Source organism: Streptococcus infantis SPAR10 (assembly GCF_000279535.1).
GTDB lineage: Bacteria > Bacillota > Bacilli > Lactobacillales > Streptococcaceae > Streptococcus > Streptococcus infantis_I.
The window spans coordinates 536,641-548,462 of the sequence record NZ_ALCH01000004.1 but is presented as its reverse complement, the minus strand read 5'-3'; the positions used below and the strand labels follow the sequence as shown (position 1 = coordinate 548,462).

Sequence of the window (11,822 nt, the reverse complement as noted above, 5' to 3'; positions counted from 1 at the left end):
CATCCTTTCTATTTTACCATATTTTTCGAGAAATACTGCTGATAAAAGGCAGGTGGATAGAGCTTTTGTTGCTGATTTTGTGGATTCAGTTCATAATAAGCCTGAAAGTTGCGGTAATAATCATATAGATTTTGACTTATCTGACAAAAATGACCATGTTCTATCGGCCTTACTTGGGGATACCAGTCCTGAGTCTTCAAATTTAATAGGTTATCTCCTCTCAAGTAAGCTTGGGCTTGTTGCTTCATCCAATAGGAATTTTGATAATAGAGTTGTTTTTGAATGTAATGACAAATATTCTTGTCCTGTTCGACCGAAAAAGCAGTTAGCTCTTGCTGTTGATAAGGACTACGTAAAATTTCTAGAAGATTTCCTTTGCCATAAGAAAATTCCTTGAGCTGATAATGGAGTTTCCCTTTTAAATCTTGGTGAAGGAGGTACTTGAGCCTCAAAACTTGTCTTTTATGGTCTAACTCCCAAAGATAAAATCCCATATTATGACTAAAATAAAGAAAATTTCTTTGAAGTTTAGTTAGTCGCTCTTTTAGCCAGAGCTTTTCTCCCAGTAGCCAAAGAACTTGAATTCCCAGACTTCGATAACCATTACTTCTCTCCCGTAAAAGTTCACAAGAAATAGGACTACACTGAACTTCCAGTGCTAATTGCTTATTGATAAAGATATCTGCGATTTGCTTAAGTTCAGGAATCGGATATTCCATTTCTACTTCAGCATCTTTCTTAGCCCAATTTAAAAGTGCCACCTTATTCTCCAAATGTTCTGGTCCTTCATTCTCATGATAAAAATCACAACTTTTTAAACTTTCATGCGCAAAATGAGTTCTTACATTTTTTCCTTTTTTCAAGCGAACACTCGTTCCGCAAGCTGGACAATAATAAGCTTGTTTCTTTACTTCATTCTCTAACGCGTTGATTAAATGACCTTTTTTATCTCTAGCTAAAAACATATATCCCCCTTTTCTACATTATTCGAAAAGGATAAGAAAAGAGAGTGGGACAGAAATCAGTAATTTGTTAGAATTCGATTTCGTCGTCCCACCTCCGCACAGTTGAGTAGGGCTGTAAAAGCTGATGAAATCAGCGTAGTAGAGCCCACTCAACCACTGCGTCTTGCTCGACAATCCAAAGACAATTGAGAATCTAGAACTATTATCCTAGACTCTTCTTCACTATAACATCTAGTATCATTGACGTTTGTTCTTCATATATTTCCGTAACATGGGAATAAGATTCTGTATTTGATCTTGCTTTATCACCATTACACCATATTCCTGACAACGATGACTGTAAACGGGGTTAATCTTGCCTGAGCAAACAATTATTTTCAAACAATTATCACCTGCAAAATGATTGGCATATACTTCAAGTTCGTTAATAGCTTCAACTGCTAGATCCGTCATTTTACAAGAAATGAAAACTACAGAGTGACCTTTACGAAGAATAACATCAATCTCATTTTGAACATTGTCAGCCTCAGGGAAAATACCATTCCAGTCAATTTCAGTACTAATCATACATTCATCAAAATACTCCGACTCAAGGGCTAGTAAATAGATATACAATTCTAAAACATGCCCTTTTGTTCGACATAACAGATGTGCTTCTGGTGTTGGGAATGTATAAGTGACAGTATCTGTTGTTTCCTCTTCTACTTTTAATAAATTAGCTTTTGTAAACAAAGGAATCAAGCTACTGGGGTAAGAATAAATTTTTCCATTACTCTCCAAAACTTTTGCTGTTTCAGCGTGAAAATCATTTGTTTTTGCAAGTGCAAAGAATTGGGTAATCTGATACCATTTTTCAGGATTTTCGATAGCATATTTGGCCAATTTTTTTACAGCTAGCACTTGCTTATTAGAATGCTGAGGTCTTCTTGATTTAAGGACTTTTCCACCACGTAAAGCTATCAATTGTTCAATGGATAAACTTGGGATAGCTAAATCTTTATCCTTTATGTTACCCCTATCCCAGGAATACTGCCTTCCTTGTTCAACATCCATAGCAATAATGGGAATACCTTTCTCCAAACCATACTGATATAGAACTATTGCTAATAGATTATCTCCACCAAAAACATCGATGGTCACTGACTCAAAATCATTGATAAATACGTCTAATTCCTGGCAGATATTTTCTAGGTGGAATTGTCGAAAATGTACTTGTTTTAAGTGTGGAACTTGTTCCATTAGAAAATGTTTCAAGGATAGCTTATCTTCCTCAGCAATTTTTCTAGTAGAAAGGTATAAAATCTCATCACAATCACTGACAAAAGCTTGGTAGACATTTTTTTCAATGGTATGACGGTCGTATAGTTCAATTAAAAGACTAGTCATCTTAAGACCTCCTAGACAAAAAAGTCTGAAAGAATAGTGGGCGATCAGAATCGTTTTAAAACTATCACAATTCTGTTTAATTTCATCGACTTCTCCTACTTCTAGTATAGCATAAATTGAGATTTCCCTTTCTTATGAGGGGAACAAATAAGGAATAGAAAACGACCGCTCTCTATTCCTTTTATTCATTTATTATACTTTTTTAGCCAACATTGTTGCAAAACGTAGTTGGATACGATTTCCGTTTTCATCACGACGGTGGAGATGGCCAGGATTTTCATTGTACTTGATCAATTCCCAGTCCTTGTAGTAATTTGCCAACTCACCCTCTTTGAAGGTAAATGGGAAATTAACAGAACATGGATAATCTTCTGTATCCATAGCACACACAATCAAATTGTAGCCTCCAAATGAGGTTTGTTCCTGCATGTTTTTGATAATTGCAGGAATGCGATCTGCTTGTAAAAACATCAGAACAACCGTTGATACGATAAAATCATAAGTTTGTCCAATGCTAGCTGAATTGATATCGTAGATACCGACAGGCATTTCTAAATCTTCTTGCTCCACAATGCTTTGCAAGATTTCAAGAGATAGCTCATTTTGATCTACAGCTGTGACATCAAATCCATGTTGAGCTAGAAAGAGTGCATTTCTTCCTTGACCACATCCTAGGTCTAGTGCCTTACATGGTTTTACTGTATCCATAGCTTCTAAAACTTCCGAATGGACTGGATTAGTATTGTATTTCTTGGGAAAATAATCCTCTGCTTTACAATAAAATTCCAAGTACCATTCCACATCTTCTGTGGCAGCTTCTACTCTGTGCCAAGCTTGAGGTTGTGCCATAGGATTATCAGCACCTGCTTCAAAAAAGTGCTCGGCTAAAACTTCCCCGTCTTCAGTCAACTCAATAAACTTAAGAGTCCCTTTTAATACAGTAATCTTGCCCCAGGTTCCGACCTTAGTATTGTGTTTTCTTTGAACAGCTTCTGGCATGGTGTCTTTATTCCAGACAGGCATGCGTTTGTAGGCAACTAGTTTTTCCATATTCTTCACTCTTTCTATCGGTGATTAACAGCTTTCATAACACGCGCAATATCACGATCTTGCTCGCGGCGTTTGATAGACTCACGTTTATCGTAATCGTGTTTCCCTTTTGCAAGTCCTAAAAGTAACTTGGCATAGCCATCTTTGATATAAACTTTAAGAGGAACCAGCGTCATTCCTGTTCCTTTGGTTTCTTGCTCTAATTTCTGGATTTGTTTTTTATGAAGGAGGAGTTTTCGACGACGTTCTGGCTCCTGGTTCCAGATGTTGCCCTCTTCATAAGGAGCGATATGGACATTACTCAGCCAAACTTCCCCATTTTTCACTTGGGCAAAACCATCTTTCAGATTGATGCGGGCTGCTCGAACACTCTTGATTTCTGTTCCTGTCAGGACCATTCCTGCTTCTAGCGTATCTACGATTGTATAGTCGTGGTGCGCTTTTTTATTTTGCGCGACGACTTTTCCCTCGCCCTTTGCCATGCTTGGCTCCTTTCTTTGCTACTTCCTTATAAAAAGGTTTCTTGCTTTTTTTCTTCTTGTCTTTTGGAGAATGCTTGCGCTTATCACCTAAGCGACCAGATATTCTCTTGTCTTCTTTCTTATCCGAACGACGCCCTCTATCCTTACGACCAGAGCCTTTCAGACCTTTCTCAATGACATCAAATTCACTTGGAATAAAGGAGAAATCGATCTCACCAGTCATCTTATCCGCTCTTTCGACACGAATACGTATCTGTTGTCCCACTCGGAAAGTAATTCCTGATTTCTCCCCGCGGAGGGTCAAATCACGTTCATTAAAATGGTAAAATTCAGGCAGATTGGTAATGTGAATCAATCCTTCGACTGTATTTGGCAATTCAACAAAAAGACCAAATTTAACGATACTTGAAACAACTGCATCATACTCTTCACCAACATACTCTTCCATGTACTCAGCTTTTTTCATAGCTTCGACTTCACGCTCTGCCTCGATGGCACGGCGCTCACGGTTTGAAGACTGGGTCGCAATCTCTGGAATGACCTGTTCAAAATGATCTGCTACATCCTTAGAACGTCCATAGTCACGAATCATCCGGTGAACAAGAAGGTCAGGATAACGACGAATTGGGCTGGTAAAGTGAGTGTAGTAGTCTGCAGCTAATCCATAGTGACCGTGATTATGGTCAGAATATCGAGCCTGCTGCATCGAACGGAGAAGCATCATGGACAATACATCCGCATATGGCTCGCCTTCAACAGCACTCATGATGTCTTGAAGGGCTTCCTGACTTATCTCACTAGCAGTTCCATAGATACGCAATCCAAAACTTGAAGCGTAATCAATAAATTTCTGAACTTTCTCAGCTTTAGGTTCCTCGTGTATTCGATAAATAAAAGGAAGTTCCAGCTTGCTGAAGTGCTCGGCAACTGTTTCGTTGGCAATCAACATAAAGGACTCAATCATACGTTCAGCAACACCACGATGACGAAGTACGATATCGACAGGTTTCCCTTTTTTATCTACCAAAATCTTAGCTTCATTGGTATCAAAATTTAAAGCACCACGCTTGATTCGCATACTTTCCAAAGTCTCATGGAGCTTGGCCATAAGTTCGATACTAGGAACAATTTTCTTATAGTCTTGTCTCTTCTCCTCGTCACCAGCTAGAATGTCATTGACATCACTATAGGTCATACGAAAACTTGTCTTGATAACAGTCTGAGTAATCGTATAATTACGAACACGACCATTTTTATCAATCTCCATAATAGCAGATTGAGTCAAGCGGTCCACTTGAGGGTTAAGAGAACAGATTCCGTTTGAGAGGCGTTCTGGAAGCATTGGAACTACACGGTCTGTCACATAGACAGAGGTCGCACGATTGAGGGCTTCCTTGTCAAGAGCAGAACCCTCGGTCACATAGTAGGAGACATCGGCAATGTGAACACCTAGTTCGATATTTCCATTTTTCAATGGTTTGATGTGAACAGCGTCGTCCAAGTCCTTGGCATCAGCCCCATCAATGGTAAAGGTAATTTCATCTCTTAAGTCTAGACGACCTTCCAGATCTTTCTCTGATGGAGCGTCTGGCACATTTTCTGCCTCTTTGAGAACAGTCTCTGGAAACTCAGATACAATGTCCATTGATTCCAAGACCTCAAGAACATCAATCCCTGCATCTGTAGAATGTCCAACCACATCTAGCACACTAGCGACAAAAAAATCGTGTTTCTTACTTGGGTACTTATCGATAAAGACCTTGAGAACTTCTGTACCGTCTAATTGAATAGCTGGCTTCTTAACGTAGATTGGTTGACTAATCTTTTGATTTTTTGAACGGATGTAACCTGCATACTTGGGTTTTTCCTCATCAAGAACGATTTGACCAACAACCGTCGTCAAACTGTGTTCTAAAATATCGATAATCTTTGCTTCAGCTGCAGTTCCTCTTTGGCGATCCGCAACCTTCTTGATTACAATTTCAACAGTATCGCCATCAATGGCATAGTTCACATCATTTTTTCCTACAAAAAGATCGTCTTCCTCACCTTCGAGACTAACAAAGCCGAAGCCATTTTTATGGGCATGAAAAGTTCCTTTAAGAGTAATCTCGTGTTTCTTCTTTTGGTCCAAGGTGAGACTACCATCTTCTTCAAAGCGAATTTGGTGCTTTCTCTCCATTAGGGACAAGGTTTTAATGAGCTCTCGAAAGTCCTTGGAACCATCCTTTCCAAGAGCTTGAGCCAAGTCATTTACAGTGACTCGTCCCTTTTCTTTTAAATATTCTTTTATTCTATCTTTCATGTTTTCTTTCTAGATTGTTAATTTTTTTGGTGTAAAACCTTATTTCTTTCAAAAATAAAAATAGGCAAAGACCTAGTCCCGCCCATTATTTTCTTATCTACTTGATAATACCGTCAATGCTAAGGCAATGGCTAGCCAGAAAAAGACTAAGATTCCTGTCAAACGTTGCATTACGGCTTCAAATCCACGCGCTTTGCTACGTTCAAACAAATCACCTGAGCTGGCATCAAATACATTGCTAGATTGATTTTTAGTTGGTTGCATAAAAATTGCAATCACAATCACAACAGATAATACTAATAAAATGGTTAATAATAGGTTATACATATCAAACTCCTTAAAATCCCTATTATTCTACCATAATTTCTACTTAGATTCAAGATGTAGAGTCACTTTTCTTTCTTTGGGACAATACTTTAAGACTTCAATCTTATCTGGATGTGTTTTGGAGTTCTTACTGGTTAGATAATTCATGCTGCCACAAGAGGAGCATTTTAGATTAATTTTTACACGCACTAGATTTTTTTGTATTTGATACTATTTCAATCTAAGATGATTTGAACAAACAATACCAAAATTCTCCTTCCTAACAATGTTAATTTATAGACACATTTCTTCAAGCAACTGAACTACTTGAGCTATTAACTGTTCCTGATTTCTATTATTATCTAGACTATGACTAGACAGACTAATTTTTCTTTCTATAGGCCATTGAGAGTTTAAACGAGATTCAGCTGCTTCTTTTGAAATTTGGTCCCGTTTCATTAATCGCTCCAATTGAATATCACGATTTACATAGACTAGCCAAGTTTCGTCAAACCATGAAGCATAGTTCTGCTCAAAAAGCAGTGGAATATCCATGAAAAAGAGAGATTCTGTCTGGGCTAACTGATTTCGTAATGCAGCTAACTCCTCACGAATAATCTCACCTTGGGTACTCTTAGACCATTCTTGCTCTTCAGGATTTGAAAAAATAAGGCTAGCAAGTAAGGGGCGATTTAGTTCACCATTTTCAAGAAGGATTTTCTCCCCAAAATGCTCCACTAAAACCTGATAGAGTCGTCCACCAGGTTTTTGTAGTTGGTGGACGACTGCATCCGCATCTACAACTTGAAACCCCTTTTGTCTTAAAAATTCTGTGACAGTGGACTTTCCTGACGCAATACCACCGGTGATTCCGATTATTTTTCCCATCACTTTCTCCTTTGACACTTAGGACAAAAGTGGGTTCCACGACCACCTAATTGAATCTTTTCGATGATGGTTTCACAACGCGAACAAGCTTGACCTGCCTTGTCGTATACTTGATGGAATTCCTGCATGGTGCCATCTTCTCCAAATGCATTTGTATAAGTGCGAATTGTTGAACCACCCTTTTCAACCGCCTGACCTAAAACATTGATCGTTTCATCATGGACTTTTCTAGCCTCTTGTGCTGTTAAACTTTGAGAAATCCTAGCTGGATGAACTTTCGCCCTCCAAAGTACTTCGTCCACATAGATATTACCTAATCCTGCAACCAAAGTCTGGTCGAGAAGATGCGATTTGATTGGTTTTTTAGATTTTTTCAAGGCTAGTTTAAAACTCCCTAAATTAAAATCCTTCTCAGTCGGTTCCGGACCAAGTTTTTTTGAAATAAAGTAAGCTTCTAAAAGCTCAGGAGCAAGCAACTCCATAGTTCCGAACTTACGAACATCCTCATAGACTAAAGTCCCGCCATCCTCAAAATGAATCAACACATGAGCATGTTTGCGTTCTGGCACTTGGTCTGGATAATAAAAATACTTGCCCTCCATTCTCAAATGAGAGATTAAAACCTTATCGGATAAATAGAAAAGTAAATACTTGCCACGACGTCCCATTGATTGAATGACTTGACCAGGCATTTCCTTCTGAAATTGATCCAAATCTGTCTTAATCATCTTGGGGTAATGAATGTCAATGTTTGAAATCTTCTTCCCCAGAATTAATTTTTCCAGACCACGTCGGACAGTCTCAACTTCTGGTAATTCAGGCATAGCTCCTCCTTCTCTAAAAACAAGAAGCAGGCTCCTGCCCACCTCTTCTTAATATTCTTTTTCATTGTAACCAAAATCGGCAAGATCTAATTTCTTATCGCGCCAATTTTTCTTGACCTTGACCCATGTTTCTAGGAAGACCTTGTCTCCTAGCATGAGTTCGATATCTTTACGAGCCATGGTACCAATTTTCTTGAGCATGGCACCGCCTTTACCGATGATAATTCCTTTTTGGCTGTCACGCTCGACCATAATGGTTGCTCGGATATGAACCTTGTCAGTCTCTTCATCTCGTTTCATAGAATCAACCACTACTGCAACTGAGTGTGGAATTTCTTCACGAGTTAAGTGTAACACTTTTTCACGAATCATCTCTGATACTAGGAAACGTTCTGGGTGATCGGTGATTTGATCTGACGGGAAATATTGGAAACCTTCTTCTAAGTTTTCGCTCAAAATATCAATCAAACGCGAAACATTATTTCCTTGTAGAGCTGAAATCGGTACAATTTCCTTAAAGTCCATCTGATTACGGAAATCATCGATTTGGGCCAAAAGTTGGTCTGGGTGCACCTTATCAATCTTGTTGACCACTAGAATGACAGGTACTTTAGCAGCCTTGAGGCGTTCGATAATCATATCGTCGCCCTTGCCTCGTGGCTCGTCTGCTGGGACCATGAAGAGAACTGTATCGACTTCTCGAAGTGTACTGTAGGCAGACTCAACCATGAAATCTCCAAGGGCAGTCTTAGGCTTATGAATCCCTGGGGTATCGATAAAGACGATTTGTTCCTTATCAGTAGTGTAGATTCCCATAATCTTGTTACGCGTCGTCTGCGCCTTATCACTCATGATGGCAATCTTTTGCCCCATGACATGATTCAAAAAAGTTGACTTCCCGACGTTAGGACGTCCTAAAATAGCTACAAAGCCTGATTTAAATGTCATAGTTACCTCTATAATGTTTAAAATAGCAAATCCCAAATCCTAGGGATGAAAATAATAAGTCCAGTCACTGCAGCAAATAAAGACACTACAAGAACTGCACCTGCAGCCATGTCTTTAGCCTTCTTTGCAAGCATATCGAAGTGATAATGGCTAGCCAAATCCACTACATTTTCAATAGCAGAATTCAAAATCTCAAAAGCAATTACTAAAAAAATGCTTAATAGGAGAAAGAGCCATTCAATTCTGGAAACTTGAAAAACAATGCCTGCAAGTAGAACTAAGAGAGAAGTCACTGCATGCTTTCTCATATTACGCTCTTCTTTTATGGCAGTAAAAATACCTGTCAGGGCAAAATCTAAACTTGAGAGCAAGTCGCGATTCTTCCATTTTCGTTTATTGTCTTGTGAGTCCATAGGCTGTTAAAATTTCTTCTTGTAAACCGAACATTTCCGCTTCTTCTTCCGGAGTGTAGTGATCATAACCGTTAATATGTAAAAAGCCGTGAACTGCTAAGAAGCCCATCTCACGTTCAAAACTATGACCGTATTCTTCAGCTTGCTCATGCGCTTTATCAATAGAGATGAATAGTTCACCGATATAGGCATCAAATTCTGACAGCATATCTGCCAAGTCAGGATCATTGGCTAAATCTTCTTCATCAAAAGAAATCTCTAGCTCGGGCTTGTATTCAAGACTGATGACATCAGTTGGACGATCTGTATCTCGATACTCTAAATTGAGTTCATGACTCCGCTCATTCGTCACAAAAGTAACTGCCATCTCCTTGTCTTCTTTTCCTAACTTTTTGGCAGCAAACTCTAAAATTTCTTGAGTTTGTTGTAGAATTTCGTTTGAAACTTTTCCAGTTTCATCTACTATTTCAATAAACATGTGTTTCTCGATTCTCTTTACTTGGCTTTATTATACCATATTTCTATGATTTTATTCTACCTTTTTGATATAATACTATGTAATACAATCACGAGGAGAGAACCATGTCATTTGACGGATTTTTTTTACACCACATGGTTGAGGAATTACGAACAGAATTAGTAAATGGTCGTATCCAGAAAATTAATCAACCTTTTGAACAAGAATTAGTCTTGCAAATTCGAAGCAATCGCCAAAGTCATCGTCTGCTCCTTTCTGCTCATCCTGTTTTTGGACGCATTCAGTTGACAGAAACAACCTTCGAAAACCCTGCTCAACCTTCTACCTTTATCATGGTTTTAAGGAAATATTTACAGGGTGCTGTTATCGAGTCTATCGAGCAGATTGAAAACGATCGAATCGTTGAAATCACTGTTTCTAACAAGAATGAGATTGGGGACGATATTCAAGCCGCCCTCATCATTGAGATTATGGGTAAACATAGTAATATCCTCCTCGTAGATAAGTCTAGCAACAAAGTTCTTGAAGTTATCAAGCACATTGGTTTCTCTCAAAATAGTTACCGTACACTCCTACCTGGTGCAACTTACATAGCTCCACCAAGTACAGAGGCCCTCAATCCTTTTACCATTAAGGATGAAAAACTTTTTGAAATCCTACAAACACAGGAATTGACTGCTAAAAACCTTCAAAGCCTCTTTCAAGGTTTAGGCCGTGATACGGCAATTGAATTAGAGAATTTATTAACTGATAATAGGCTTTCTAAATTTCGTGACTTTTTTAAGCAAGAAACCAAGCCTTGCTTAACTGATAAGTCTTTTTCTTGTGTCCCTTTTTCAACTAAAATTGAAGGACATTTTTCAAGCTTATCTCAACTTCTTGATGTTTTTTACAAAGATAAGGCAGAACGTGATCGTGTCAAACAACAGGCTAGTGAACTCATTCGTCGTGTTGAAAATGAACTACAAAAAAATCGGCAAAAACTGAAGAAGCAAGAAAAAGAACTTCAGGCTACTGAAAACGCTGAGGAATTCCGACAAAAAGGTGAATTACTAACGACTTTTCTTCATCAAGTTCCAAATGACCAGGACCAAGTCGTCTTAGATAACTACTACACCAATCAGCCTATCACTATTTCTCTCGATAAAGCTTTAACACCAAATCAAAATGCTCAAAAATACTTCAAACGTTATCAGAAGTTAAAAGAGGCTGTTAAATATCTGACTGATCTAATTGAAGAAACCAAGGCTACTATTCTCTATCTGGAAAGTGTAGAAACGGTACTCAACCAAGCTGGGCTAGATGAAATTGCTGAAATTCGTGAAGAATTAATTCAAACAGGCTTTATTAGAAGACGCCAACGCGAAAAAATTCAAAAGCGTAAAAAGCCAGAGAAATATCTGGCTAGCGATGGTAAGACCATTATTCTCGTTGGACGAAACAATCTTCAAAACGAGGAACTAACCTTTAAGATTGCACGCAAAGAGGAACTTTGGTTCCATGCTAAGGATATCCCAGGAAGCCACGTGGTCATCTCAGGAAACCTCAATCCTTCTGACGAAGTCAAGACAGATGCTGCAGAACTCGCAGCCTACTATTCGAAAGGACGTCTTTCTAATCTCGTTCAAGTTGATATGATTGAGGTTAAAAAACTCAATAAACCGACTGGTGGAAAACCTGGTTTTGTTACCTATACCGGTCAAAAAACTCTTCGTGTTACACCTGATTCCGAGAAAATTGAATCCATGAAAATGTAATATCAGTCTTATTTTAAAAA

Annotated in this window: 13 protein-coding genes; 1 reads left to right on the top strand and 12 read right to left on the bottom strand. The window is 38.5% G+C overall.

Annotation, left to right across the window (positions count from 1 at the left end; genetic code table 11):
* Nucleotides 1-8: 8 nt before the first annotated feature.
* The 12 genes from SPAR10_RS07845 to ybeY all read right to left on the bottom strand — a co-directional run bounded on the left by SPAR10_RS07845 (nt 9) and on the right by ybeY (nt 10,045).
* Nucleotides 9-965 carry a competence protein CoiA gene (locus SPAR10_RS07845; protein WP_004252658.1) on the bottom strand — a complete coding sequence of 319 codons (957 nt, stop codon included), beginning with the start codon at nt 963-965 and terminating at the stop codon, nt 9-11.
* Nucleotides 966-1,202: 237 nt separating this feature from the next.
* Nucleotides 1,203-2,351, bottom strand: a complete 1,149-nt coding sequence (locus tag SPAR10_RS07840; RefSeq protein WP_004252656.1) for a PDDEXK family nuclease — start codon at nt 2,349-2,351, stop codon at nt 1,203-1,205.
* 192 nt (nt 2,352-2,543) lie between these two features.
* A complete protein-coding gene (gene tehB, locus SPAR10_RS07835; protein WP_004252654.1) occupies nt 2,544-3,401 on the bottom strand; it encodes an SAM-dependent methyltransferase TehB in 858 nt (285 codons plus the stop codon).
* A 14-nt stretch (nt 3,402-3,415) separates the two neighbouring features.
* Nucleotides 3,416-3,883 (bottom strand): SsrA-binding protein SmpB, encoded by a 468-nt coding sequence (gene smpB / locus SPAR10_RS07830; RefSeq protein WP_001051741.1) that lies wholly within the window; start codon nt 3,881-3,883, stop codon nt 3,416-3,418.
* Nucleotides 3,846-6,188: a ribonuclease R gene (rnr, locus tag SPAR10_RS07825; RefSeq protein WP_004252652.1), complete on the bottom strand. Its 2,343-nt coding sequence runs from the start codon at nt 6,186-6,188 to the stop codon at nt 3,846-3,848. The genes smpB and rnr overlap by 38 nt, the downstream gene beginning before the upstream one ends.
* Before the next feature lie 93 nt (nt 6,189-6,281).
* The gene (gene secG, locus SPAR10_RS07820; protein ID WP_000282517.1) at nt 6,282-6,515 is read right to left on the bottom strand and encodes a preprotein translocase subunit SecG; all 234 of its coding nucleotides are present in this window, start codon (nt 6,513-6,515) and stop codon (nt 6,282-6,284) included.
* 39 nt (nt 6,516-6,554) lie between these two features.
* Entirely contained in the window at nt 6,555-6,704 is a 150-nt protein-coding gene (gene rpmG, locus SPAR10_RS10855) for a 50S ribosomal protein L33 (protein WP_007519517.1), read from the bottom strand.
* Between the two features lie 84 nt (nt 6,705-6,788).
* Entirely contained in the window at nt 6,789-7,382 is a 594-nt protein-coding gene (coaE, locus tag SPAR10_RS07815; RefSeq protein ID WP_004252651.1) for a dephospho-CoA kinase, read from the bottom strand.
* Nucleotides 7,382-8,206, bottom strand: coding sequence for a DNA-formamidopyrimidine glycosylase (gene mutM, locus SPAR10_RS07810; RefSeq protein ID WP_004252650.1), 825 nt, complete (start codon nt 8,204-8,206; stop codon nt 7,382-7,384). Before mutM ends, coaE begins: the two co-directional genes overlap by 1 nt.
* 48 nt (nt 8,207-8,254) lie before the next feature.
* A complete protein-coding gene (gene era, locus SPAR10_RS07805; protein ID WP_004252648.1) occupies nt 8,255-9,154 on the bottom strand; it encodes a GTPase Era in 900 nt (299 codons plus the stop codon).
* A gap of 17 nt (nt 9,155-9,171) precedes the next feature.
* Complete coding sequence (locus SPAR10_RS07800) at nt 9,172-9,567, bottom strand: diacylglycerol kinase family protein (RefSeq protein WP_004252647.1); 396 nt, start codon at nt 9,565-9,567, stop codon at nt 9,172-9,174.
* Complete coding sequence (ybeY, locus tag SPAR10_RS07795; protein WP_004252646.1) at nt 9,548-10,045, bottom strand: rRNA maturation RNase YbeY; 498 nt, start codon at nt 10,043-10,045, stop codon at nt 9,548-9,550. Before ybeY ends, SPAR10_RS07800 begins: the two co-directional genes overlap by 20 nt.
* 104 nt (nt 10,046-10,149) lie before the next feature.
* On the opposite strand from ybeY, the gene SPAR10_RS07790 reads away from it, so the two are divergent.
* Nucleotides 10,150-11,802, top strand: coding sequence for an Rqc2 family fibronectin-binding protein (locus SPAR10_RS07790; protein ID WP_004252644.1), 1,653 nt, complete (start codon nt 10,150-10,152; stop codon nt 11,800-11,802).
* Nucleotides 11,803-11,822 lie beyond the last annotated feature (20 nt).

Excerpts from the sequence above, each read along its gene's own strand:
- SPAR10_RS07845 (WP_004252658.1), bottom strand. The coding sequence starts at position 965 with ATGTTTTTAGCTAGAGATAAAAAAGGTCATTTAATCAACGCGTTAGAG.
- SPAR10_RS07840 (WP_004252656.1), bottom strand. The coding sequence starts at position 2,351 with ATGACTAGTCTTTTAATTGAACTATACGACCGTCATACCATTGAAAAA.
- tehB (WP_004252654.1), bottom strand. The coding sequence starts at position 3,401 with ATGGAAAAACTAGTTGCCTACAAACGCATGCCTGTCTGGAATAAAGAC.
- smpB (WP_001051741.1), bottom strand. The coding sequence starts at position 3,883 with ATGGCAAAGGGCGAGGGAAAAGTCGTCGCGCAAAATAAAAAAGCGCAC.
- rnr (WP_004252652.1), bottom strand. The coding sequence starts at position 6,188 with ATGAAAGATAGAATAAAAGAATATTTAAAAGAAAAGGGACGAGTCACT.
- secG (WP_000282517.1), bottom strand. The coding sequence starts at position 6,515 with ATGTATAACCTATTATTAACCATTTTATTAGTATTATCTGTTGTGATT.
- coaE (WP_004252651.1), bottom strand. The coding sequence starts at position 7,382 with ATGGGAAAAATAATCGGAATCACCGGTGGTATTGCGTCAGGAAAGTCC.
- mutM (WP_004252650.1), bottom strand. The coding sequence starts at position 8,206 with ATGCCTGAATTACCAGAAGTTGAGACTGTCCGACGTGGTCTGGAAAAA.
- era (WP_004252648.1), bottom strand. The coding sequence starts at position 9,154 with ATGACATTTAAATCAGGCTTTGTAGCTATTTTAGGACGTCCTAACGTC.
- SPAR10_RS07800 (WP_004252647.1), bottom strand. The coding sequence starts at position 9,567 with ATGGACTCACAAGACAATAAACGAAAATGGAAGAATCGCGACTTGCTC.
- ybeY (WP_004252646.1), bottom strand. The coding sequence starts at position 10,045 with ATGTTTATTGAAATAGTAGATGAAACTGGAAAAGTTTCAAACGAAATT.
- SPAR10_RS07790 (WP_004252644.1), top strand. The coding sequence starts at position 10,150 with ATGTCATTTGACGGATTTTTTTTACACCACATGGTTGAGGAATTACGA.